A 22,899-nucleotide genomic window follows, 5' to 3' on the forward strand; every position below is an offset into this window, starting at 1 on the left:
ATCCTGAAACGCTACATCGCCCGCGAGATCTACAGGCTCCTCCAACCACCACCCCAAGACACGACAACCCGCGCTTGACAAACATAGAAACGTCCCGAACCGCCACCCGATCCAGCCCGGGAGCCGAGCACCGACCCGAGCGCAATGGGACCTCGTTGTCGCTGCCCGATTGAACCCCAACCCAATCCAGGCCGGGAACCGAGCACCGACCCGAGCGCAATGGGACCTCGTTGTCGCTGCCCGATTGAACCCCAACCCAATCCAGGCCGGGAACCGAAGACCGACCCAAGCGCAATAGGACCTCGTTGTCGCCCGATTGAACCCCTACCGTCGCGGATCGGAAGGCCACAAAGGGATCCCGTCCTTCCCCACCTTGTTGTCGCTGCCTGATTGAAGCCGACCCGCCGGGAGGCCGCAGAGCGACCTGATCCTGGCCGAACCTCTTGCCGTTGCTGCCAGGTTGAGGCGCGGCCCACTCCAATGGAGGAGGCTGTCGGCGCTGCTCGGTATGTTCGCTTGCGAGACAGCGATAGTCGTATGTAGGGACGGACTTCGAATGAGCATGACCATCGGCTTCACGAGCGTGACGCCCCAGGAGTTTGACAGGGCAATCGGGGACTCCGAATGGGCCGACGAGCTGATCGGGAGCGACGAGAAGATCGAGCAGGAGCCCAATGGTTACCTCGACAAGTCCTGGGCGGGGCTGGAGTACCTGATGCATAAGGCCGAAGTGGGATTCGAATTCCTGTTCACGGGCGAGGACATCACCGATGACGGCACCCTGTTCGGCTGGTCGCCCGAGCTGGTCCGCCAGACCGCCGAAGAGCTGCGGTCAGTGCCGTTCGGGCGCCTCGCGGCCCACTACGACGGGCCCGCCATGCAAGTCGCAGAGGTGTACCCCTTGGCCTGGGACGACGACGGTAATGCTCTCGACTATGTCGAGTTCTACTACGCGCAGATGGTGGCCTTCTTCGAGGCGGCGGCCGCGTCGGGCGCGGGGGCGATCATGAGCTTCTCGTTCTGACTGCGCCTTCGCGGGCACCGGTCTGCTCAGTCGTCGAGGTGGGCCGTGGTCGCGGGAGGCTCTCTCTTCTTCTGGGCGCGACCTGGGGTCGCGGCAAAGTGGGGGGCCTTCGGCCACGCGTTCGACAGCGGGGCCTTTGCGCCCCTGAGGCGCAGGCCCCTATCGGGCCGGCAGGAGCGTGACCGGCCTCGCGGAGGGCGAAGGGGCGCAGGCGAAGCTGCGTGCACAGCGCTCAGGGCGAAGGGGCGGCGGATCGGAGGTTTGACCCCGTCTTCCGATCCGCCGCCCCGGTCGTGCACCGGCGCCCCGCCGAGACGAGGGTCGGGGCGCCGGAACTCCGTCGCCTCGAACCTGTGCTACTTCAGACCCGAGGTCGAGAAGCCCTGCACGAAGAAGCGCTGGAAGAACAGGAACAGCAGCAGCACGGGCAGGATGAACATGGTGCTGCCCGCCGCGAGCAGGTTCTGGACCGGGAAGCCCTTCTCATTGACGTACCCGGCGGTCATCTTGACGGCCAGGGTCGTCGTCTCGTCGCTGAGCAGCAGGCTCGGCGCGATGAAGTCGCCCCAGCTGGCGGTGAAGGTCAGCACCATGCAGGCGGCCAGCACGGGCCACGACTGCGGGATGAAGATCTTCCAGAAGATCCGCACATGGCCGCAGCCGTCGAGGACCGCCGCCTCCTCCAGCTCCTTCGGCATGCCCGAGAAGAACTGGCGGAACAGGAAGATCATGTACGCGGCGCCGCTGAGGCCCCAGAGGATCCACGGGATGTAGGTGTCGACGAAGCCGAGCTTGGCGAACATCAGGTAGGTCGGGATCAGGGTGATGATGCCGGGCATCATCATCGTCGAGATCAGGAGCCCGAACCAGAACTTCTTGCCGGGGGCCGAGAGCCGCGCGAACCCGTACGCCATCCACGCCGACGAGACGGTGGTCAGCACCGACGAGAGCGTGGCGAGGATCAGCGAGTTCCGGGCGTAGCCGAGGAAGTCGATGTAGGTGAGGGCGTCGAAGTAGTTGTGCCACTGGGGCGTCTCGGGGAACAGCTGGATCGGGAAGACCGACAGCTCGTTCGGGGCCTTCAGCGAGGTGAGGATGAGCCACCCGAGCGGGCCGGAGAAGACCACGGCGAGCGTGATCAGCGCGATGTAGAGGGCCGTCATGCGGGCCCGGCGCGCGAAGTCGACGTGCATCAGCCCTCCTTCCGCTCAGAGGGGTCGACCCCGCCGTAGAAGACCGCGCGGTTGCCGATCTTGAACACGATGCCGGTGATGAGGAGTACGAAGAGGAACAGCACCCACAGCAGCGCCGAGGCGTATCCGAAGTGGCTCTTGGCGAAGTACTCGGCGTAGACGTGCACCATGAAGAAGTAGTTGCCCTCGGGCACGGCCGTGACCGCGGCGGCGCCGTTGACGGGCGCGAGCAGCAGCGAGGGCACGAACACCTGGAGCGAGCCGATCACGCCGGTGACCACCTGGAAGAAGATGATCGGGCTGAGGATCGGCAAGGTGATCTTGAAGAACGAGTAGACCGGGCCCGCGCCGTCCACCCGGGCCGCTTCGAGCAGCTCCTTCGGCACGTCCTGCAGCGCGGCGAGGGAGACGATCATCGACCCGCCGACGCCCCACAGCATCATGAGGATGAGCACGGAGCGCACCCATGGGTCGGCCAGCCAGGAGATCGGCTCGCCGCCGACGGCGCCGATGGCGGCGTTGGCCGCGCCGGCGTTCTTGTCGAAGATGATCTTGAAGGTGAGCGCGGCGGCCACGCCGGGCACGACGGCGGGCAGGTAGAACAGGGCCCGGAAGAGCGCGCGGCCCTTGAAGTCGCGGTTGAGCATCACCGCCATCAGCAGGCCCGCGGCGACGCCCGTGGGCACGGTCGCCAGCATGAAGATACCGGTGCGGCCCAGGGAAGCGAGCGTCTGCCCGTCCTGGAAGACCCTGATGTAGTTGTCCATGCCCACATAGGACCAGTGCGGGGAGAGTCCGTCGGTGTTGGTGAGGCTCATCCAGAACGCGTAGCCGAGCGGGAAGAGCGTCAGCAGCACGAACCCGGCGATCCAGGGGCCGACGAACAGGTAGAACGTCCGGGGGCGGGTGCCCGCCCGGCCGCGCTTCCCACTGCGCGGCCGGGCGGTCCCGGGGGGAGTCTCGCGCGACGCTGTGAGCGTTGCGGTCACTTCACCAGCTCCTTGCCTTCGTCCAGGAGCGCCTGCATGTCGGTGTTGAGCGTGTCGGCCAGCGCGCCGGCGGCGACGCCCTCGTTGATGGCGTCGGGCAGGTACTGGTTGAGCACGGCGTCGAGGGCCTCGACCTTGACGTACGGGGTGAAGGACAGGACCTTGAAGTAGTCGGCCTCGGCTTCGACGGCCGCGAGCGCCTGCTCCTGGGCGGGGGTCCCGACGGGCAGGTCCGCGCGGAGGGACAGGAGGCTCGGCATGCCCCAGCCGCCGGCGGCGCGCTCCTTGGCGGGGTCGCCGCCCATGAACCATTCGAAGAGCTGCCAGGCTGCGTCGTGGTTCTTGGAGGCCTTGGGGATCCAGTAGCCGGTGGCGCCGAAGCAGGGGCTGACGCGCTCACCGCCCATGGTCGGGGCGGGGGCGAGGCGGGAGGTCTCGGCGAGGGCGGCCTCGGCGGCGATGGCGCCGCCGAACCAGTAGCCGGACCAGGACTGGGCGAGGCGGCCGGTCTGGTAGGGCGGCCAGTCCCAGCCGTCGGGGTTGGGCTCGACGGGGCTGAAGCCGACCTTGGCGCGGGCGTACTCGAGGTACCAGGTGAGGGCCTTCTGCGCTTCGGGCGAGGAGAAGTCGATGGTGCCGAGGTCCTCGGAGAGGAGGCTGCCGCCGGCGGCAGCGGTCATGTTGGTGAGGCTGATGAAGAGGCCGAGGCCGCCGGCCGAGAGGCCGTAGACGGTGGTGGTGTCGCCGTCCTTCTGGGTGAGCCGTTTGCCCATATCGAGCCACTCGTCGTAGGTGACCGGCTCGGCGTCCGAGGGGTGGGCGACGCCGGCCGCGTCGAAGAGGGCGGTGTTGTACCAGAACATGGCGTCCTGGGAGTAGTCCTTGGCGAGGCCGTAGCGGGGCCCCTGGCCTTGGACGGAGCCGTCGTAGCGCCACACGTCGTTGATCGGGTCGATGTCGTCCTCTTTGAGCAGTTCGCTCTTGGCGAAGTAGTCGTCGAGGGGGAGCGCCAGGTCGCGGGAGACGAGGTACGGGGTCTCGACGGCGCCGAGGCCGCGGACCAGGTCGGGGGCGGTGCCGCTGGCGAGCATGGCGGTGAGCTTGGTGGTGTCGACCTCGACGCGCTTGATCGTCATGCCGAGTTCTTTCTCCGCGGATTCGAGGAACTCGGGGCTGAACTCGTTCTCCGGGGCCATGATCGTCAGCGTCTTCTTGCCGCCGTCGCTGCCGCCTGCCGAAGGGGCGCAGGCGGAGAGGGCTCCGGCGCCGGCTGCGGCGGCCGCGCCGAGGGCCGAGCCGCGCACCAGGGTGCGGCGGGTCAGGGCCGCTTGGGACACGGGCGTCCCGAGGGATCCACGCATGGGTTTTCGCCTTTCAGGAAGGGGTTCGAAAAGTCTGTGGACGAAGGCTAGCTCCACTCATATAAGTACGTCAATAGTCTTGACACAGATTTATGGGCGGGTTGTATGATCAGCGCATGCCCCGGACGAAGAGCGGATCCCTCCAGTCACTGCGCCGCGCGAACCAGGAACGGCTGCTCACCCTCTTGCTGCGCAAGGGACCTACGCACCGCGCCGAGCTCGCGCGCCGAGCCGACCTCTCCCGCACCACCGTGTCGACCATCGTCACCGAACTGATGTCCCGCGGCCTGGTGGTCGAGCGGGACGGCGACCCCGACGGGGACGGCCGCGCCAAGGAGACGCTCGCGATCAACCCGGGCGCGGCCGTCGCGCTCGGCCTCGACTTCACCTTCGACCACGTGTGGGTCCACCTCTCGGACCTGGCGCACAACGAGATCGCGGGCGCCGGCCGCGCCGTCGACCCCGACCTCGGCTGGTCTGAGCGCATCGACGTCGCCGCCGACCTGCTCGACGGGCTCATCGCCGCGCACGGCCTCGACCGCGACCGGATCGTCGGCGCGGGCGTCGGTCTGCCCGGCCCCATCGAGAAGGCCACCGGCATCGTCTCCACCTCGCTGCCCGACCAGCCGTGGTCCCATGTGCACGCCGCCGACGAGTTCCAGCGGCGCCTGCGCCTGCCCGTGACGATCGAGAACAACACCCGGCTCGAAGCCGTCGCCGAGGCGTACAGCGGCGCGGGCAGAGGCGTCCGCGACCTCATGTACGTGGGCTTGTCCAGCGGCATCGCGGCCGGGCTCATCCTCGACGGCCGGGTCTTCCGCGGCGCGGCCGGCGCCGCCGGGGAGCTCGGGCACACCTCGGTCGATGTGGACGGACCGGCGTGCCCGTGCGGCAACCGCGGCTGCCTCGTCCTCCACGCGGGCATCCCCGCGGTGCTGGGAGCGCTGCGTCCCCACCTGGGCGCCAAGGCCACGGTAGAGGACGTGCTCGCCGCCGCCGCGGCCGGCGACCGCGCGTGCGAAGGCGTCCTCGCCGACGTCGGCCAGATGACCGGCCGCGTCCTCGCCAGCCTCTGCAACCTCCTCAACCCCGAGCGGATCGTCATCGGCGGCGAGCTCGCCCGCGCCGGCGAAGTGCTGCTCGACCCGCTGCGCACCGCGATCCGCCGGTACGCGCTCACCCTCGTGCGCGAAGTCGACGTCGTCCCCGCCGCCCTCGACCTCGGCGCCCGCGCCGGCGCCGTCGGCGGCGCGGCCCTCATCCTCCGCGAACGCCCCGGCCTCGCCGCCGCCCTCGTCGACCTCACCGAACCCGCGGCGAAACCGCGCCAGCGCGGCAAAGCCGCCGCCGACGCCGATAAGGTCGCCGGATGAACCGATTCGAGGGAAAGGTCGCCGTCGTCACCGGCGGCGCCATGGGCATCGGTGCCGCGGTCGTCGCGCGCCTCGCGAGCGAGGGCGCGGTCGTGTACCTCGCCGACATCGACGGCGAGGCCGGGGCGCGCGTCGTCGCCGAGACCGCAGGGTCCGTCCACTTCGTCCACTGCGACGTCGCCGAGTCCGCGCACTGGCGCGATCTCGCCGCGCGGGCCATGGACGAGCACGGGCACGTCGACACGCTCGTCTCCAACGCCTACGCACTGCGCTTCGGCGCGGCCCACGAACTGCCCGAGGACGACTGGGACCGCGTGCTCGACACCACCCTCAAGGCCACCTATCTCGGCGTCGCCGCACTCGCCCAACCGCTCACGGCCGCCTGCGGCTCCGTCGTCGCCGTCTCCTCCGTGCACGCCCACGCCTCCATGCCCGGCTTCACCGCCTACGCCGCCGCCAAAGGCGGCCTCAGCGCGCTGGTGCGCCAGCTCGCCGTCGAATACGCCCCCGCCGTGCGCGTCAACGCCGTCGCTCCCGGTCCGATCCGCACCCGGCAATGGGACCGCGTGCCCTCCGCGGGGCAGGCCGAGGAGGCCGGGCGCACCCTCGCCGGACGCCTCGGCCGCGCCGAAGAGGTCGCCGCCGCGATCGCGTTCCTCGCCTCCGACGAGGCGGGCTACATCACCGGTGCCGAACTCCCCGTCGACGGCGGCCGGCTCGTCAGGCTCGCCTGACCCCGATCCCTCCACAAGAGATAGAGGTTCCCTTGAACATCGCCAGCATCGAGACCTTCTTCGTCCGGCCCCGATGGCTCTTCGTCCGCGTCGAGACCGACGACGGCCTCGTCGGCTGGGGCGAACCGATCGTCGAGGGCCGCGCCGAAGCCGTCGCCAGCGTCGTCGAGGCGCTCGCCGACCGGCTCATCGGCCAGGACGCCTCCCGCATCGAAGACCACTGGCAGGTCATGACCAAGGGCGGCTTCTACCGCGGCGGCCCGGTGCTCTCCAGCGCCGTCGCCGGCATCGACCAGGCCCTGTGGGACCTCAAAGGCAAAGCCCTCGGCGTGCCCGTCTACGAACTCCTCGGCGGCGCCGTGCGCGACACCGTCCGCGTCTACACCTGGATCGGCGGCGACTCCGCCCAGGCCCTCGCCGAAGACGCCCTGCGCGCCAAGGCGAACGGCTTCGACGCCGTCAAGTGCAACGCCGCGGCCCAGCTCGGCCGCATCGAGACCGCCGCGCAGGTCCACCGCATCGTCGACCAGTTCGCCGAGCTCCGCGCCGCCGTCGGCGACGACATGGACTTCGCGATCGACTTCCACGGCCGCTTCTCCACCGCCATGGCCCGCCGCGTCCTGCCGCTGCTGGAGCCGCTGTTCCCGCTGTTCGTCGAGGAGACGGTCCTGCCCGAGTTCTCCCGCGACCTGCGGGCGATCACCTCGAGCACCGCCATCCCGATCGCCACCGGCGAGCGCCTGTACTCCCGCTGGGACTACCGCGACGTGCTCTCCACCGGCATCGCGGTCGCGCAGCCCGACCTCTCGCACGCCGGCGGCATCTCCGAGGTCCGCCGCATCGCCGCCATGGCCGAGGCCTACGACGTGGCGCTCGCCCCGCACTGCCCGCTCGGGCCGATCGCGCTCGCGGCGAGCCTCCAGGTCGACTTCGCGTCCCCGAACTTCCTCATCCAGGAGCAGAGCCTCGGCATCCACTACAACGAGGACAACGACCTCCTCGACTACCTGGTGGACCCCGCGGTCTTCGCGTTCACCGACGGCGTCGTCCAGCTCCCCACCGGCCCCGGTCTGGGCATCGACATCGACGAGGCCGCGGTCCGCAAGGCCGCCAAGGACCCCCACCGCTGGCGCAACGAGATCTGGCGCCTCAAGGACGGCTCCTTCGCCGAATGGTGACCTCTTGGGGCTCCCGCCGCGCCGCCTGCGGGAGCCCTTGCACCGCTTGAACAAGGAGTGGTGCCGCGGCTGCGGCTCATGGACGGGAAGGCCCCCTGCCGCTCAGCGGCAGGGGGCCGGTGTCGTTGGGGCGGCTACTCGAACCCGCCGCCGAAGTCGCCTCCGCCGAAGTCCCCGCCACCGAAGTCCCCGCCACCGAAATCGCCGCCCGAGTCGCCACCGGCGTCGCCGCCGTCGGCGCCCGCGTCGCCGCCGTCCGCTCCGGCATCGCTCCCGTAATCGGTGCCCTCGATCGCGCCCATCGCATAAGCGGGCGCGATCATCGCGTCGAAGACCATCATGCCGACGAACACGCCCGCGGCACCCGCCAGCGCGGGCTGCCACCAGGGCGTGTTGTACCAGCCGGCCGGCACGGGACGCCCGTCGACGCGGCCGCCCGGGTAGTAGTGGCGGTTCTCGTCGCTCGGGTCGGGCGAGCCGGTGTAGCGGCGGCCCTCGACCTCGGCGCTGACCGGCTCGGTGAGCGCGCCGGTGCGGCGCTGGCCGCGCATGACGGGGACCTCGGGGCCGGGGTCCATGTGCATGGCGGTGCGGGCGGCGCGCACGTAGTTGAGGCCTTCGATGGCGGTCTCGGCGACGAGCCGGTACTGGTTGATCGAGCGGGCCGATTCGAGCTGCGAGCCCGCGGCCGTGTACCGCTCGCCGGCGTCGGCGAGGGCCTGGCCTGCGGGCAGGTTGTCGCCGGGGGCGGTGAGGTTCATGGTCTGGCCGCCGAGGCGCTCGTAGAGGCGCCGGGCCTCGGCCTCGGCATCGGCGAGTTCGGCCTGCGCCCGCTTCTTGTTGGATTGCACCACGAAGAAGATGACGAGGATCGCGACCACCAGCAGGGTCAACCACAGCTCCATGTACCGACTGTACCCGCGGCGGCGCGCCCGGGGCCCGCCCGTCGGGCCCTGCCGGGCGGTACCAGGCCCGTTCGCCCGCTCGCCGACTTGGATTCCGCTCCGCCGGGACCCGCCTGGCAGGCCCTAGACTGGCCCGTATGACGTGGGTCCTATTGGCGGTGGTGTGCCTGGCGGCGGGCGGTTTCGGAGGCTGGTTCGCGGGGCGGTCGCGCCAGGCGGCCGAGTTGGCGGCGGCCACGGCGCGGCTGGAGGCGGCGGCGGACAACGAGCAGCGGCTCGAGTCGACGTTGAAGGCGGTCGCGTACGAGGCGACGGACCACTCGCGCCAGGCGGTCGGGCAGGTGCTCGCGCCGATCGCGGACACGTTGGCGCGCTATGAGACGCGCTTGGGCGATGTGGAGCGGGCCCGCGTGGACGCGTACGCGCAGTTGCGGATCCAGCTCTCGGGGGTCGCGGACATCTCGGAGGATCTGCGCGAGCAGACGGGTCGGCTGCTGGGGGCGCTGCGGTCGCCGCAGGTGCGCGGGCAGTGGGGCGAGGTGCAGCTGCGGCGGATCGTGGAGGCGGCCGGGATGGTCGAGCACTGCGACTTCTCCGAGCAGCACTCGGGTGTGGTCGACGGGCGCGGGGTGCGCCCCGACCTGGTCGTGCGCCTCTCCGGCGGGCGGACCTTGGTGGTGGACGCGAAGGCGCCGCTGCAGTCGTACCTGCAGGCGCTGGAGTCGGAGGACGAGGCGGGGCGGGACCAGCTGCTGCGGGTGCACGCGAAGCACCTGCGGCGGCATGTGGAGTCGCTGGCGGGCAAGGAGTACTGGCGGGCGTTCGAGGACACGCCGGAGATGGTGGTGCTGTTCGTGCCCGCGGACGCGTTCCTGGACGCGGCGCTGCGGGGCGACCCGGCGCTGCTGGAGGACGCGTTCGCGCGCGGGGTGGTTATCGCCTCCCCGGCGACGCTGATGGCGCTGCTGCGGACGGTGGCGCACACGTGGCGGCAGGAGGCGCTGGCGCAGCACGCCAAGGAGGTCCACAAGCTGGGGCGGGAGCTGCACGAGCGGCTGGGCGCGGTGGCGGGGCACTTCTCGCGGCTCGGCTCGTCGCTGGAGGCGGCGGTCGGGTCCTACAACGCGGCGGTGGCGAGCGTCGAGTCGCGGCTGCTGGTGACGGCGCGGCGGTTCAGCGAACTCGAGGTCGCGGGCGACCCGCCGGAGTCCCCGGCCCCGGTGATCACCCCGGCGCGGAAGCCGGCTTGGGAGGCGGTGGAGGATCTGCGCCCCTAGCTCCCGCGCTCCGGGCAGTCCCCCACCCACCCGGGGGGCGTCCCCTGCTCAATTGTTTCGCGGGGGTTCGACAAGCGACCCCCGTTCTTACCGTCGTAAGGAAAAGTGTCACCCGAAAGAGGTCGCCGGGGCTCAGGCGCGCCCGGCGGCCTTGAGGTCCTTGACGAGTTCGCGCGGGAGCGAGAAGGTCAGCTTCTCCGTCACCGGCTCGAACTCCTCGACGCTCGTGAAACCGCGTTCGGCCAAGTGCGCCAAGACATCCTGCACCAGGTTGTCCGGCACCGAGGCCCCCGAGGAAAGTCCCACAGTGGACGCGCCCTCGAGCCAGGCCTCGTCGATCTCGTGCGCGAAGTCGATCAGGAAGCCGGCGCGCGCGCCGTGTTGGACCGCGACCTCGACCAGCCGCACCGAGTTCGAGGAGTTCTTCGACCCGACCACCAGCATCACGTCGCACTCCGCCGCGATGTCCTTGACCACCTGCTGGCGGTTCTGCGTCGCGTAGCAGATGTCGTCGCTCGGCGGGCTCTGCAGCATCGGCAGGCGCTGCTTCAGCCGCCCCACCGTCTCCATCGTCTCGTCCACCGACAGCGTCGTCTGCGAGAGCCACACGACCTTCTCCGGGTCGCGCACCGTGATCCCGTCCACCGCGTCCGGCCCGTCCACGAGCTGGATGTGCTCGGGCGCCTCGCCGGAGGTCCCGATGACCTCCTCGTGGCCCTCGTGGCCGATGAGCAGGATGTCGTAATCCTCCTCGGCGTACCGCACGGCCTCCTTGTGCACCTTGGTCACCAGGGGGCACGTCGCGTCGATCGCCTTCAGGCCGCGCTCGGCCGCCTGGTCGTGCACCTCGGGCGCCACGCCGTGCGCCGAGAAGACCACCACCGAGCCCGGCGGCACCTCCTCGTTCTCCTCCACGAAGACCGCGCCCTTCCCGGCGAGGGTCTCCACCACGTGCCGGTTGTGCACGATCTCCTTGCGCACGTACACCGGCGCGCCGTAGAGCTCCAGCGCCTTCTCGACGGTCACCACGGCCCGGTCCACGCCCGCGCAGTACCCGCGCGGCTTGGCCAACAACACTCGCTTCGGGTCTGCCACGCCTCGATGGTATCCGGCCGCCCGGTTTCGTCACACCCTGCAGTTAGTCTGGCCACGTGACCGACGCAGCGAGCAGCGCCACCGACAGCACCGCCAGCGCTCCAGGCCGCACCGGCCCCGCCACCGGGCCGGGCGTGCCGATGAGCGCCGAGAACCCGTGGCCGCTGCGGGTCGTCTCGAAGAAGATCGGCGACTGGCTCGCCCGCCTCGGCGAGGTGTGGACCGAGGGCCAGATCACGGAGATCAGCCACCGCGGCCGCACCGTCTACCTCACCCTCCGCGACCCGGCCGCCGAGGTCTCGATGCGGGTCGTCGACTTCACCGGCGCGGTCGCGGCGTGCGACCCGCCGCTGCGCGACGGCGCGCAGGTCGTCATCCGCGCCCAGGCCCAGTGGTGGGACAAGAACGGCTCGCTCTCGCTGCATGTGCGCGAGATCCGCCAGGTCGGCCTCGGCGAGCTCCTCGCCCGGCTCGAGCGCCTCAAGAAACTGCTCGCCGCCGAGGGCCTGTTCGCGGCCGAGCGCAAGAAGCCGCTGCCGTTCCTGCCCTACCGGATCGGGCTCATCACGGGCCGCGCCTCGGATGCGATGCGGGACGTGCTCAAGAACGCCAAGGCCCGCCTGCCGTCCGCGGACTTCGAGGTCCGCGAGGTCGCCGTCCAGGGGCCGCGCGCGGTCACCGAGGTGTGCGCGGCGCTGGCCGAGCTCGACCGGGATCCTGACGTCGAGGTGATCGTGATCGCGCGCGGCGGCGGTTCGATGGAGGACCTGCTGCCGTTCTCGGACGAGACGCTGTGCCGGGCGGTGGCCGAGGCGGTGACGCCGGTGGTGTCGGCGATCGGGCACGAGCCGGACACGCCGATCCTCGACTATGTGGCGGACTGGCGGGCCTCGACGCCCACCGAGGCGGGCAAGAAGGTGGTGCCCGACCTCGCGGAGGAGCAGCGCGGCCTGAACATCTGCCGCACCCGGCTGCGCCAGGCGCTGAACGCGATGGTGGCGCGGGAGGCCGACGGGCTCGCGGCGATGCGCGCCCGCCCGGTGATGGCGCGGCCGGAGACGATGCTGGAGGCCCGGGGCGAGGCGGTCGCGAACCTGACGCACCGGATGCGGGCGCGCGTGGATTCGCGGCTGGAGCGGTCGACGGACGACCTGGAGCATCTGCGGGCGCGGCTGCGTTCGCTGTCGCCGCAGTCCACACTCGACCGCGGGTACGCGATCGTCACGGACACGGAGTCGGGGGCGGTGCTGCGGGAGGCGGCGGCCGCCGGTGAGGCCATCGAAGTGCGGCTGGCGGCGGGTTCGCTGCGGGCCGCGGTCGTGCAGACGAGAGAGGAAGGGTAAGTGAGCGGGGAGCAGTTGACGTACGAGGAGGCCCGGGCGGAGCTCGTGGCCACGGTCGAGCGGCTCGAGGCGGGCGGGGCGACGCTCGAGGAGTCGCTGAAGCTCTGGGAGCGGGGCGAGCAGCTGGCCGACCTGTGCCAGTCGCACCTGGAAGGCGCGCGGGAGCGCCTGCGGGCGCGCACGGCGGCGGCGTCGGACGACGACGAGGACTGAGCCGCCGGCCCCGAGCGGGGTCACATCTCCGGCGTCGGCCTTCGAAACGGGCATCCGGCGCGAGCCTGGCGCGGGGTCCGGCAGTTCTCCGTGGAGCGCTTCGTCAGGCGGCTGCGGCTTCGGCCACGCCTTCGGCGAGTTCGGTGAGGTCGGGGACGCCGTCGGGTTCGGCGCTGAGGACGACGGTCTCGCCGCCGATCTCGGCCGTCCAGGTCTCGCCGGCGTTGGTTTCGTATGCGGCCCAGGTGATGCCGGCCGCCTCGACCGGGGTGCCGGTACCGGTCAGAGCCTCGTTCACATCGGCGAGGGCGCCGTTGGTCTCGGCGAGCTGGAGGCCGTGGCCGTCGGGCGAGTAGTAGCCGGTGCGGAGCACGACGGTCTCGCCGTCGACGGCGAGGTCGGTGGAGATGGCCTTCCATTCCTCGCCGAGTTCGGGCTCGATCGCCGCGAGGCCGAGGCTCGCCGCGGTGGCGTGGTTCTCGGTGGTGTCGACGACGCTGACCTGCCGGTCCGAGGCGACCCACTGCCATCCGGCGTAGAACAGGCCGATCGGCACGAGCAGTACCGCCATCGACATCGCCATGTCGCGCATGCGCCGCTGCTTCGGGCGCGCGGCGGCGGGCGCCTCGCCCTCGGCGGGTGCCGCGGGACCGTCGGTGGCGTCGCTCTCGACGGTGTCGGCGGCGCGCTCGGCTTCGACCTCTTCGGTGGACATGGCTCCATCCTGAACCCCCGCCCCGCCGCGCGGCGCACCGGCCCGCCCGGGCGTGGCGCAGGAAGCCCCGGAGCCGGCGATGCGCCGCACCGCGAACCCTCGTGTCCGTTATCCGGACGAGACCTCCCAGCAGGACGCGAATCCGACTTCCACGCCTTCCGGCACCTGCAATACCCTCTCCGCAGCGGCACCCGCCCCCCGACCGGAAGGAGCCCCCGTTGATCCTCGTGGCAGGCGAGAACGTCATCGACCTCGTCCCCGCCCCCGGGGGCCAGCTCCGCCCCACCTGCGGCGGCGGCCCCGCGAACATCGCGGTCGCGCTCGCCCGGCGCGGCATCCCGACCGCGCTCGTGGGCGCCGTCGGCGGCGACCACTTCGGCCGCCAGGCCTGGCGCCGCCACATCGCCGCGGGCGTCCGCCGCGAGTGGATCCTCCGCACCGACCGCCCCTCGACACTCGGTCTGGCGGTCGTCGGCGAGGACGGCAGCGCCGCGTACGACTACTGGACGGCCGGCACCGCCGACTTCGCCTGGGAGCACCGCGCCCTGCCCGCACCCGATCCGGCCGCGGTCGACCTCATCCACTTCGGGTCCCTCGCCGCTTACCTCGAGCCCTCCGCGCGGGCGATCGAGCACTGGGTCAACCGCGCCCGCCGCGCGGTCCCGATCTCGTTCGACCCGAACATCCGCCTCAGCGCGATGGGCGACCGCGCGAAGGTCCTCGAGCGCACCGAGCGCCTGGTCGGCCTCGCCACCCTCGTGCGCGTCTCGGAGCGCGACCTCGCGCAGCTCTACCCCGACGCCGCCGTGGACGAGATCGCCCGCAAATGGCTCGAGGCCGGGCCCGAACTCGTGGTCGTGACCCTCGGGGACGCCGGGTCGGTCGCCTTCCACCGCAGCCACGTCACCCAGATGACCGCCCCGGCCGTCGACCTGGTCGACTCGATCGGCGCGGGGGACGCGTTCACCTCGGGGCTCCTCGGCTGGCTCACCTCGGCCGGGTGGATGCGCCTCGACCGACTCCCCGCCTGGGGCAACCGGAGCGTGGTCGCCGCGGCGCTGCGGTACGCGAGCCAGCTCGCCGCGCAGGCCTGCACCGTCCCGGGCGCGCCGTGACGCCTGTCCCCCACTGGGGCGAAACATACCCGGAGTCGACATAAGATCGAAGGGTGTCTGCTCCTGAACTGCGGATCTGCATCGACGACGCCGACCTCGACGCGTCGCTCCGCCTCGACGTCCGCCGGGGACTCACCTCGCACCCCAAGCACCTGCCGATGCGCCTGCACTACGACGGCCGCGGCTCGACCCTCTTCGCCGAGCTCACCCGCCAGCCCGAGTACTACCAGACCCGCAGCGAGCGGGCGATCCTCCACGACCGCGCCCCCGAGATCGCGGCCGCGCTCGGCGCCGACCCGATCTCGGTGATCGAGCTCGGCGCGGGCCGGGCCGAGAAGATCCGGCCGCTGCTGAGCGCGCTCGCCGACGCGGGCCGGCTCGACGGGTTCTGGCCGTTCGACGTGGCCGAAGGCGAAGTGCGCGACGTGCTGCTCGAACTCGCCCCGGTCTACCCCGACGCGCACCTGGGCGGCATCGTCGGCGACTTCACCCGCCACCTCGCGCACCTGCCCGACCACCACGACACGCGCCTGGTCGCGTTCCTCGGCGGGACCTTCGGGAACTTCAACGGCATGGAGCGCAGCCAGTTCCTGCGCGACCTGCGCGAGGCCCTGCGCCCGGGCGACTGGTTCCTCCTCGGCGCCGACCTCGTGAAGGACCCCGACGTGATCCTCGCGGCCTACAACGACGCGGCCGGGGTGACCGCCGAGTTCAACCGGCACATCCTGTACGTCCTCAACCACCGCCTCGACGCCGATTTCGAACCCGACAACTTCGAGCACATCGCCTTGTGGGACAACGACACCGCCACCATCGACATGCGGCTGCGCGCGATGAAGCCGATGCAGGTGGACCTCGCGGCGCTCGGGATCGACCTGACGTTCTCCGTCGGCGAGGAGATCCACACCGGCATCTCCACCAAGTTCCTCCGCGGCGAGCTCGAGAACCAGCTGCAGGCCACGGGGTTCGAGACGACCGGCTGCTGGACCGACGAGCGCGGCTACATGGGCGTGTTCCTCGCCCGCGCGATCTGAACGGCCCGCACGCGATCGGACGTGCCTGGGGCCGGGCCGGATTACAGTGGGCGGCATGGGAGAGATCGTGCTCATCCGCCACGGCGAGACCACCTGGTCGGCGTCGGGGCAGCATACGTCCGTGACCGACCTCGACCTCACCGAGAACGGCGTGTCCCAGGCGAAGGCGCTCGCGCCGCTGCTCGCCGGGCGCGAGTTCGCCGCGGTCTGGTCGAGCCCGCGCATGCGGGCGCTCATCACCGCCGACCTCGCCGGGCTCGACGTCACCGGCGTCATCCCCGACCTGGCCGAATGGGGCTACGGCGACTACGAGGGCCGCACCAGCGAGGAGATCGAGGCCGAGCGGCCGGGCTGGTCGCTGTGGACCGACGGCGGCGAGGGCGACGGCGGCGAATCGGCCGAGGAGGTCGCGGTGCGCCTCGACCGGGCGCTCGCCGAGGCCGAACCGCTCCTGGACCGCGGCGACGTCGCGTTCGTCGCCCACGGCCACAGCCTCCGCGTGGCGGCGGCCCGCTGGCTCGGCCGCCCGGCCCGCGACGGCCGCGACTTCAAGATCGACACCGCCTCGATCGCGGCCCTCGGCTACGAGCACGGGCGCCACGCGATAACGCTGTGGAACCTCACCGCGGCGGCCGCGAACGGCGACGCCTGACCGGTCAGGGCCGCCAGACGACGACCCCTGTGGACACTTCACGCTCCGCGAACCGGCCGCCGGGCGACGCCTCCGCGAGCAGATCGCGCAGCTCGATCTCGAACGCGGGCAGCCGTTCCGCGAACAGATGCGGCGCGGAACCCGACAGCGAGAACACCGCCGAGACGATCGCGTCGGCGTCGCGGTCGAAGACGCGGCCGTCGTCGACCTGCAGGCGGGTGACCTTGGTGTACCCGGCCTCGCGCATGACCGCCTCTTCGCCGCCCGCGGTGCCGCCGGGCAGGAAGCCCCGGCCCGCGCGGCGGACCGGCCCCAGATAGGCGGCGACGAGCGCACTGATCCGGTCCCACGGCGGGGCCGGGTGCGGCAGCGCCGCAGCGTCCTCCGCGCCCCGGTGGGTGGTCGCGCCGACGTGGATCCAGAACCCCGCGGGGTCGAGCAGGCCGCGGACGCGCCGGGCGACGCGCAGCCGGTCCATCCAGTGGAAGGACTGCGCGAAGGCCACGACCTTGAAGCGGCCCAAGTCATCCGGCAGCTCCTCGGCCCGGTGCCGCCGCCACTCGACGTCCTCGCGCCCGGCCTCCTCGGCCCGGCGGGCCGCCTCGGCGAGCATCCCCGCATCCGGGTCTACGCCCACAGTGGACTCGAAGAGCGGGGCGAGCAGCAGCGTCAGCGAACCCGGCCCGCAGCCCACGTCGAGAAGCCGCCCGGTCCCATCGAGGCCCAGCTCGTCGCGGACGGCCGCGGCGAGAGCGGTCGGGTACGGCATCCGGCCGACGCTGTAGTGGGCGGCACTGCCGGCGAAGAGGGTCTCGTCCCACTCCCAGTCGTCACTCATCGGCGCAGCATCCCCGATCGGCCCGCCGGACGCCAGCGCTTTTCCCACCCCGACGCCGCCCGCGACCCGCGGGATGCTGATAGGCTCCCGCACCCATGAACCCTCCCCTCGTCGTTATCCGCTCGATGCTGGTGCGCTTCCCGGCCCGCTTCTGGCTGCGGGCGTTCGCGGTCGCCACCGCCGTCGACCTCGCCGCGATCAGCCTCGGCGCGGACGCCCTCCGCTGGGCGAGCAAGCCCGCTCTGACGCTCCTGCTCCTCGCCCACCTCATCGTCGCGACCCCGCCGGGCCTGCGTCCCGTGCGGCTGTTCGGCGTCGGGCTCCTGCTGGCGTGCGCGGCCGACGTCGCGCTGCTCCTCGACGGGACGCCCGCGTTCCTGACCGGCATGGGTCTGTTCGCCCTCATGCAGCTCGCGTACCTCGCGGTGTTCGTGCGCCTGGGCGCCTTGCCGGTCCTGCGCCGACGCTGGGCGGTCCCGGGCTGCTATGTCGCGTTCTGGTTGGGCGCCAACGCGGTCCTGTGGCCGCGCCTGGAGTCGCTGGCGGTCCCGGTCGCGGTCTACAGCCTGCTGCTGGTGGCGATGGCGGCCGCCGCGGCGGGCGTGCACCGGCTCGCGGCGGTCGGCGGGCTCCTCTTCGTCGTCTCAGACCTGTGCCTGGGTCTGGGCGTGGCCGGGCTCGAGTTCCCGCTGCAGCCGCAGGCGGTGATGGCGACCTACGCGGCCGCCCAGCTCCTGCTGGTCCTGGGCGCCGCCACAGCGACGACCCCGCGCGAGGGCGCGGCGCATTAGAGTCGGGTCATGAGACGCGTTCTGTGGGTGCTCGCCTTCATCGTCGGCGGCTTCTTCATCTTCCGGGCCCTGATGGAGCCCTTCGTGATCGACTTCGGCGACCCGTCGAGCTACGAGAGCGACTGGGGCGGCCCGACCCTCTTCGGCGTCCTCCTCGTCCACATGGGTCCCGGCGTGCTCGCGGCTATCCTGCTCGTCTACGCGGTCAGACGCTCCCGGAGGCGCCGCGCGGTCGAGCAGACCATCGGTGAATAACCCTTCCGACAACACGAACAGGCCAGGATGACCTCACTCGTCAACATCGCCGGAGTCCTCGCGTTCGCTGCGGTGGTCGCCGCGATGGTCGCGGTCGGCCTGCGCCTCTTCATCCCCGCCGAACCGCAAGGGCCGTCCACGGCGAGGCTGCCGAAGGGGCGTCGGCGTGTGCGGCGACTGCTCGCCGCGGCCGGTGTCCTCGCGGCCGTCGCCTTGATGAGCCTGGCGTTCGAGGTCCGCTTCGCTTACGGCGCGCCGCACGGCCAGCGCGGCGACGAGACGGTGGAGGTGGTCCGTATCGGCGAGTGCGGCGGGCCGAGCGTGCTGCGCTTCGGCCTTGCGCGCACCTGCGAGCTGCGGTCCTACCGGGTCGAGGGCGTCGGCGCCGACGACTACGGCTCGATCGATGTCATCAGCGGAGGTGCTCTCCGGCCCGGCGACCGGGTCGCGGCGTACACGGCTTCGGGCTGGGGTTCCTCGGTGCTCTTCGGCGCCGACGGCACCCGCTGGCATCCGGTGGAGGCCGAGGGCCGTCCCGATCTCGCCTGGCTGCCCACCGCGGTGCTTGTGGCGACCGCGGTGGGTTGGCAGGCGCTCGACAGGGCCGTCAGTCGAGGTCGATCCTCGTGAGGCGCTGGGTGGCGCGGGTGAGGACGACGTAGGCGACGCCGGCGCCGTGCGAGGCGGCGACGGTTTCGAGGTCGACGGCGATGACGGCGTCCCATTCGAGGCCCTTGGACTCCAAGGGGCCGACGAGGGTGACGCGGCCGTCGTGGACGATGCCGGCGAGTTCCGCGTGGCGGTCGTAGGGCGCGATGATGCCGACGGTGCCTTCGACGGCGTCGAGGGCTTCGACGACCGCGCCGGCGACCTCGGGCATGAGGGTGTCGGCGGCGACGGTCTTCTGGACGACGCCGACGCCGGTCTCGCGCACGGCCTCGGGCAGGTCGAGGGTGCGCAGGCGCGGCTTGGCCCATGCGGCGGCGTACTCGAAGACCTCTTTGGAGTTCCGGTAGTTCTTCGTCAGGTGGAACTCGTGGAGGCGGCCGCTGGGGACGGCGCGGCGGCGGGCGTCGGCGCTCTCCCTCGGGCGCGGCCAGCTCGACTGGGCCTCGTCGCCGACGATGGTCCAGCCGGCGCCGCGGCCGCGGCGGCCGAGCATGCGCCACTGCATGGGCGAGAGGTCCTGGGCCTCGTCGACGATGACGTGCGCGTAGTCCTCGTAGAACGCGTCGCGGGCCTGCCGTTCGGGCCGGTCGTAGTAGCGGTCCTGGACGGTGGAGACCTCTTGGATGCCGTCCCAGGAGCGGATGCGGTCCCGGCCCCGCGGCTGGGGCTTCACGCCGAGGAGGATGCGCAGCTCGTCGAGGAGGGCCACGTCGGGGATGGAGAAGTCGCTCTCGCGGAGGGAGGCCGAGACGCCTTCGATGGCCTCCTTCTTGAGGTGGCCTTCGGCGGCGGAGGCGAGGCGGCGGGCGTCGCCGGCCCAGCCGAGCACGTCGGCGGGGTCGAGGTCGGGCCACCAGTGGTCGAGGAAGGTGAGGAACTCGCCGCGCGAGCCCACGTCCCGCGAGAACTTCGCGGGCTCGGCGTCTTCGATGACCGGTTTGATCTTGCGCCACAAGGCGACGAGGAGGGCGCGGCCCGCTTCGGTCTTGGCGAGGTTGGGGCGCGGCTCCTTCTCGAAGACGCGGGCGCGGGCGGCGGCGAGCTCGGCGGCGTCGAGTTTGAACACGTCGCCGCGGTAGACGATCCGCAGCTCGCTGGGGGCGCCCGGCGGGGTCTGGCGGACGAGGCGGCGCAGGATCGGCAGCATCACGGTGCCGCCCTTGACGGCCGCGACCTCGGGCCGGTCCTGGCGGGTGGCCTCGACCCCGGCGTACAGCTCGCCGAGGGAGTAGAGGGCGGCGGTCTCCTCGCCGAGGCTGGGGAGGACGCGCCCGATGTACTTCATGAACACGGCCGAGGGGCCGACGACGAGGATGCCGGCGGCCTCGTAGCGGCTGCGGTCCTGGTAGAGCAGGAACGCGGCCCGGTGGAGGGCGACGACGGTCTTGCCGGTGCCGGGGCCGCCGGTGATGATCGTGGCGCCGCGGCCGGGCGCGCGGATCGCGGCGTCCTGCTCGGCCTGGATGGTGGCGACGATGTCGCGCATCCGCCCGGTCCGCTTGCGGCCCAAGGCGGCCATGAGCGCGCCGTCGCCGATCACGGGGAGGCGGTCGGCGGCGTCCTCATTGAGCAGGTCGTCGCTGATCTCCTCGACGCTGCGGCCGAAGGAGCGGATGACGCGGCGGCGCGCGACCTCCTGCCGGTCGACGGCCGTGGCGCGGTAGAACGGCGCGGCGGCGGGGGCGCGCCAGTCCACGAGGAGGGTGCGGTACTCCTCGTCGCGCACGCCGAGGCGGCCGACGTGGCGGACCTTGCCGTCGTCGAAGTCGAGGCGGCCGAAGACCAGGCCCTCGTGCTGGGAGTCGAGGTCGGCGATGCGGCGGGCGGCCTGGTACACGAACACGTCGCGCTCGTAGCGGGCGCCGGGCACGGTCGCCGCGAGGTGGGCGTAGCCGGTGTCGCGGTTGCCTTCGGCCTCACCGCGGAGCACGTCGACGCGCGCGTACACGCGGTCGACGAAGCCCTGCTCGATCGCGATCTCCTGCTCGGGGGTGCTGGACGGGTCGGGGGCGGGGACGGCGTGCGTGGTGTCGACGTCCTGCTCGACGGCATCCGGTCGTGCGGCTCTGGCGGGGCCTGGTTCCTGGGACACTGCGCTCCTCGCTCGAATTCGGGAACGCACCAGCCTAGCGCGTCGCGGCGACACCCGTCCGCCGATCATGGACTAGCGAGGGCTCGCACACGCGCTACGGCCGGGCGGGCCAGACGCGGTACATCCACGAGTACTCGTCGTCGATCTCGTCGAACCCGAACTGGCGGTAGAGGCCCTGCGCGTCGCCGGTGGCGAGGACGACCCGCTTGAGGCCCAGCCGCTCGGCCTCCGCGACGATGTGCGCCATGAGCCGCTTGCTCAGGCCCTGCCCTCGCACCTCGCGGTCGACGTACACGTCGGAGAGCCACCCGAAGTAGGCGTGGTCGGTGACGAGCCGCGCGAACGCGACCTGGCGGCCGTCCGCCGCGTACACCCCGTACGGCAGCGAGTGGTCGATGGCGAGGTCGCTGCGCTCGCGGGTGCGGCCGACGGCCCAGTACGTGTCGGTGGAGATGACCTTGTGGATCCACTCGCGGTCGAGGCGGTCGGGGTCAGAGGAGATCGTGTACTCGTCGCTCATCGCCCCAACCTAGACCTGAGGTTCAGGCCGCGCCAGCCGAAATCCGGCGGCTCTCCTTGCGGCGCAGGTAGATCTCGATGAACAGCAGGTTGAGGACGATCGAGCCGACGATCGCGGCGGTGTACGCGGTGCTGAAGAGCGCGTCGAAGTCGCCGCCGTAGAACCCCTCGAGCAGCGGCAGCTGCACGGCGATGAACAGCCCCAGGTAGACCCGGAGCGTGACGGCGGCGAACGTCGCGGCCATGCTGCGCAGCATCCACCGCTCGTGCGCGGCGAAGTCGCGCCGCCGCACGGCCCGGTAGGCGCGGGCGGCGGTGTAGATCCAGAACACGTCGAGGAACACGAACGAGACGAGCGCGATCGGCCCGGCCGTGGTGAGGACGGCGACGACGATGCCGGTGAGGGCGCCCGGGAGGATGCCGCCGAGCAGGTAGACGCGGCCGAGGACGCGGTGGACCCGCGGGTGCTTGCGGCGGATCGAGCCGAAGAACTGGAACGGGCCGACGAGGAGCGCGATGCCGCCGGCGGCGGCGTGGGCGACGAGGAACGGGAGGTGGATCGCGACGTTCTCGCGGATGCCGACGCGCGGCTCCATGCCGGGGACGAGGTAGGCCGGCACGGCTTGGAGGACGATCGCGACGCTGGCGACGGCGACCACGGCGACGGCGATGCGGCCGCGCCGTCTCGAGGCGGGCCGCTCGGGGGCGGCGAGGGTGGCGCTCATGAGGGGTGCTCCTGGTTTCGAGAGTTAAACTATCGATAGTGACGCTATCACTAAATCGGACAGGTCACCACCGCCGCTCGGGTAAGAAGGACGCATGCGAATCGGAGCGCTCAGCGCCAGGACCGGGGTCCCCGTGGCCACGATCAAGTACTACGTGCGCGAGGGCCTGCTGGCCGGCGGCGAGCGCACCGGCCACAACCAGGTCAGCTACGGCGAGGCGCACGTCCGCCGACTGCGACTGGTGCGCTCCATGGTCGAGACCGGCGGGCTCCCGATCGCCACGGTCCGCGAGGTCCTCACCGAGATCGAGGACCCCCGGCGCGACCTCGACAGCGCCCTCGGCGTCGCCAGCCGCGCCCTCTCGAGCCACCGCGTGCCCGACGACGCGCCCGACGACAGGCACGTCGAGACGGCGCTGGCGATCGTGCGCCGCCGCGGCTGGGAGCGGGTGCCGCACGAGCACGGCTACATCAGGGCGCTCGCCGACGTCGTCGCCCGTCTCGAGTTCTTCGGCATCAGCGACCTGGCCGAGCTCGAGGACCGCTACGCCCGCGCGGCCGAGCAGGTCGCCGAGGCCGACATCCGCCTCCTCATGCGCCGCGCCGACCGCGACGAGATTCTCGAGACGATGGTCGTCGGCACCGTCCTCGGCGACGCCCTCTTCGAGATCCTCCGCCGCCTCGCGCAAGTCGAGGTCTCCGGCCGCGAATTCAAAGGCCCCGAAGCGAAGCCATCGGAGCGCGACGAGCGCTGATCCACTGAGGACATTATGAGACGACCCTTCCCGCCTGCGACGACGCCATACATGC

General features: G+C 71.7%; 24 protein-coding genes. 14 read left to right on the forward strand and 10 right to left on the reverse strand.

The genetic code is table 11. The features are described from left to right. The first annotated feature begins 556 nt into the window (after positions 1-556). On the forward strand, positions 557-1,024 hold the full coding sequence (locus tag AB0K52_RS23710) for a DUF1877 family protein (protein ID WP_363536325.1): 468 nt from the start codon (positions 557-559) through the stop codon (positions 1,022-1,024). 356 nt (positions 1,025-1,380) lie between these two features. Here the strand turns inward: AB0K52_RS23710 and AB0K52_RS23715 are convergent, their stop codons facing one another. Genes AB0K52_RS23715 through AB0K52_RS23725 form a run of 3 tightly spaced genes read right to left on the reverse strand, consistent with a single transcriptional unit; the run spans position 1,381 to position 4,567 of the window. Continuing rightward, complete coding sequence (locus tag AB0K52_RS23715) at positions 1,381-2,217, reverse strand: carbohydrate ABC transporter permease (RefSeq protein ID WP_363536328.1); 837 nt, start codon at positions 2,215-2,217, stop codon at positions 1,381-1,383. Then, entirely contained in the window at positions 2,217-3,206 is a 990-nt protein-coding gene (locus AB0K52_RS23720) for a sugar ABC transporter permease (protein WP_363536331.1), read from the reverse strand. Before AB0K52_RS23720 ends, AB0K52_RS23715 begins: the two co-directional genes overlap by 1 nt. Continuing rightward, a complete protein-coding gene (locus tag AB0K52_RS23725; protein ID WP_363536334.1) occupies positions 3,203-4,567 on the reverse strand; it encodes an extracellular solute-binding protein in 1,365 nt (454 codons plus the stop codon). Before AB0K52_RS23725 ends, AB0K52_RS23720 begins: the two co-directional genes overlap by 4 nt. A 116-nt stretch (positions 4,568-4,683) precedes the next feature. Here AB0K52_RS23725 and AB0K52_RS23730 point away from each other — a divergent pair, with 116 nt between their 5' ends. The 3 genes from AB0K52_RS23730 to dgoD are packed head-to-tail and all read left to right on the forward strand — an operon-like array spanning position 4,684 to position 7,852. Next, positions 4,684-5,940, forward strand: coding sequence for an ROK family transcriptional regulator (locus AB0K52_RS23730; protein ID WP_363536337.1), 1,257 nt, complete (start codon positions 4,684-4,686; stop codon positions 5,938-5,940). Next, complete coding sequence (locus AB0K52_RS23735; RefSeq protein ID WP_363536340.1) at positions 5,937-6,674, forward strand: SDR family NAD(P)-dependent oxidoreductase; 738 nt, start codon at positions 5,937-5,939, stop codon at positions 6,672-6,674. The genes AB0K52_RS23730 and AB0K52_RS23735 overlap by 4 nt, the downstream gene beginning before the upstream one ends. A gap of 32 nt (positions 6,675-6,706) precedes the next feature. Next, positions 6,707-7,852, forward strand: a complete 1,146-nt coding sequence (dgoD, locus tag AB0K52_RS23740) for a galactonate dehydratase (RefSeq protein WP_363536343.1) — start codon at positions 6,707-6,709, stop codon at positions 7,850-7,852. A 134-nt stretch (positions 7,853-7,986) separates the two neighbouring features. Here dgoD and AB0K52_RS23745 read toward each other — a convergent pair whose 3' ends face one another. Then, positions 7,987-8,757 (reverse strand): hypothetical protein, encoded by a 771-nt coding sequence (locus tag AB0K52_RS23745; protein WP_363536346.1) that lies wholly within the window; start codon positions 8,755-8,757, stop codon positions 7,987-7,989. A 137-nt stretch (positions 8,758-8,894) separates the two neighbouring features. Here AB0K52_RS23745 and AB0K52_RS23750 point away from each other — a divergent pair, with 137 nt between their 5' ends. Continuing rightward, positions 8,895-10,034 (forward strand): DNA recombination protein RmuC, encoded by a 1,140-nt coding sequence (locus AB0K52_RS23750; RefSeq protein ID WP_363536349.1) that lies wholly within the window; start codon positions 8,895-8,897, stop codon positions 10,032-10,034. A 132-nt stretch (positions 10,035-10,166) separates the two neighbouring features. Here AB0K52_RS23750 and AB0K52_RS23755 read toward each other — a convergent pair whose 3' ends face one another. Beyond that, a complete protein-coding gene (locus tag AB0K52_RS23755; RefSeq protein WP_363536351.1) occupies positions 10,167-11,129 on the reverse strand; it encodes a 4-hydroxy-3-methylbut-2-enyl diphosphate reductase in 963 nt (320 codons plus the stop codon). Between the two features lie 140 nt (positions 11,130-11,269). On the opposite strand from AB0K52_RS23755, the gene xseA reads away from it, so the two are divergent. After that, positions 11,270-12,472: an exodeoxyribonuclease VII large subunit gene (xseA, locus tag AB0K52_RS23760; protein ID WP_363536459.1), complete on the forward strand. Its 1,203-nt coding sequence runs from the start codon at positions 11,270-11,272 to the stop codon at positions 12,470-12,472. Then, on the forward strand, positions 12,473-12,685 hold the full coding sequence (locus AB0K52_RS23765) for an exodeoxyribonuclease VII small subunit (protein ID WP_363536354.1): 213 nt from the start codon (positions 12,473-12,475) through the stop codon (positions 12,683-12,685). It abuts the gene before it with no gap. A 103-nt stretch (positions 12,686-12,788) separates the two neighbouring features. Here AB0K52_RS23765 and AB0K52_RS23770 read toward each other — a convergent pair whose 3' ends face one another. Further along, positions 12,789-13,400 (reverse strand): DUF4245 family protein, encoded by a 612-nt coding sequence (locus AB0K52_RS23770; RefSeq protein ID WP_363536357.1) that lies wholly within the window; start codon positions 13,398-13,400, stop codon positions 12,789-12,791. A 227-nt stretch (positions 13,401-13,627) separates the two neighbouring features. Between AB0K52_RS23770 and AB0K52_RS23775 the strand changes: the two genes are divergently transcribed. Genes AB0K52_RS23775 through AB0K52_RS23785 form a run of 3 tightly spaced genes read left to right on the forward strand, consistent with a single transcriptional unit; the run spans position 13,628 to position 16,201 of the window. Further along, a complete protein-coding gene (locus AB0K52_RS23775; RefSeq protein ID WP_363536462.1) occupies positions 13,628-14,515 on the forward strand; it encodes a carbohydrate kinase in 888 nt (295 codons plus the stop codon). Between the two features lie 53 nt (positions 14,516-14,568). Further along, positions 14,569-15,549 (forward strand): L-histidine N(alpha)-methyltransferase, encoded by a 981-nt coding sequence (egtD, locus tag AB0K52_RS23780; RefSeq protein WP_363536360.1) that lies wholly within the window; start codon positions 14,569-14,571, stop codon positions 15,547-15,549. Between the two features lie 55 nt (positions 15,550-15,604). Further along, the gene (locus tag AB0K52_RS23785) at positions 15,605-16,201 is read left to right on the forward strand and encodes a histidine phosphatase family protein (protein WP_363536363.1); all 597 of its coding nucleotides are present in this window, start codon (positions 15,605-15,607) and stop codon (positions 16,199-16,201) included. 4 nt (positions 16,202-16,205) lie between these two features. Here the strand turns inward: AB0K52_RS23785 and AB0K52_RS23790 are convergent, their stop codons facing one another. Further along, positions 16,206-17,039 carry a methyltransferase domain-containing protein gene (locus tag AB0K52_RS23790; protein ID WP_363536366.1) on the reverse strand — a complete coding sequence of 278 codons (834 nt, stop codon included), beginning with the start codon at positions 17,037-17,039 and terminating at the stop codon, positions 16,206-16,208. Positions 17,040-17,134: 95 nt separating this feature from the next. On the opposite strand from AB0K52_RS23790, the gene AB0K52_RS23795 reads away from it, so the two are divergent. The 3 genes from AB0K52_RS23795 to AB0K52_RS23805 are packed head-to-tail and all read left to right on the forward strand — an operon-like array spanning position 17,135 to position 18,715. Further along, positions 17,135-17,830, forward strand: coding sequence for a lysoplasmalogenase (locus AB0K52_RS23795; RefSeq protein WP_363536368.1), 696 nt, complete (start codon positions 17,135-17,137; stop codon positions 17,828-17,830). A gap of 9 nt (positions 17,831-17,839) precedes the next feature. Next, positions 17,840-18,085, forward strand: a complete 246-nt coding sequence (locus AB0K52_RS23800) for a hypothetical protein (protein ID WP_363536371.1) — start codon at positions 17,840-17,842, stop codon at positions 18,083-18,085. Between the two features lie 27 nt (positions 18,086-18,112). After that, the gene (locus AB0K52_RS23805; protein ID WP_363536373.1) at positions 18,113-18,715 is read left to right on the forward strand and encodes a hypothetical protein; all 603 of its coding nucleotides are present in this window, start codon (positions 18,113-18,115) and stop codon (positions 18,713-18,715) included. On the opposite strand, the gene AB0K52_RS23810 is transcribed toward AB0K52_RS23805, so the two are convergent. From AB0K52_RS23810 to AB0K52_RS23820, 3 genes are all read right to left on the reverse strand, one after another. Further along, on the reverse strand, positions 18,693-20,702 hold the full coding sequence (locus tag AB0K52_RS23810; protein ID WP_363536465.1) for a UvrD-helicase domain-containing protein: 2,010 nt from the start codon (positions 20,700-20,702) through the stop codon (positions 18,693-18,695). The genes AB0K52_RS23805 and AB0K52_RS23810 overlap by 23 nt on opposite strands. Positions 20,703-20,940: 238 nt before the next feature. Next, on the reverse strand, positions 20,941-21,366 hold the full coding sequence (locus tag AB0K52_RS23815) for a GNAT family N-acetyltransferase (RefSeq protein WP_363536376.1): 426 nt from the start codon (positions 21,364-21,366) through the stop codon (positions 20,941-20,943). 22 nt (positions 21,367-21,388) lie between these two features. Then, on the reverse strand, positions 21,389-22,090 hold the full coding sequence (locus AB0K52_RS23820; protein ID WP_363536379.1) for a DUF2306 domain-containing protein: 702 nt from the start codon (positions 22,088-22,090) through the stop codon (positions 21,389-21,391). A 94-nt stretch (positions 22,091-22,184) separates the two neighbouring features. Here AB0K52_RS23820 and AB0K52_RS23825 point away from each other — a divergent pair, with 94 nt between their 5' ends. Then, positions 22,185-22,844, forward strand: a complete 660-nt coding sequence (locus AB0K52_RS23825; RefSeq protein ID WP_363536382.1) for a MerR family transcriptional regulator — start codon at positions 22,185-22,187, stop codon at positions 22,842-22,844. Positions 22,845-22,899: the final 55 nt, after the last annotated feature.

Source organism: Glycomyces sp. NPDC049804, assembly GCF_040674615.1.
Classification (GTDB): Bacteria; Actinomycetota; Actinomycetes; order Mycobacteriales; family Micromonosporaceae; genus Glycomyces; species Glycomyces niveus.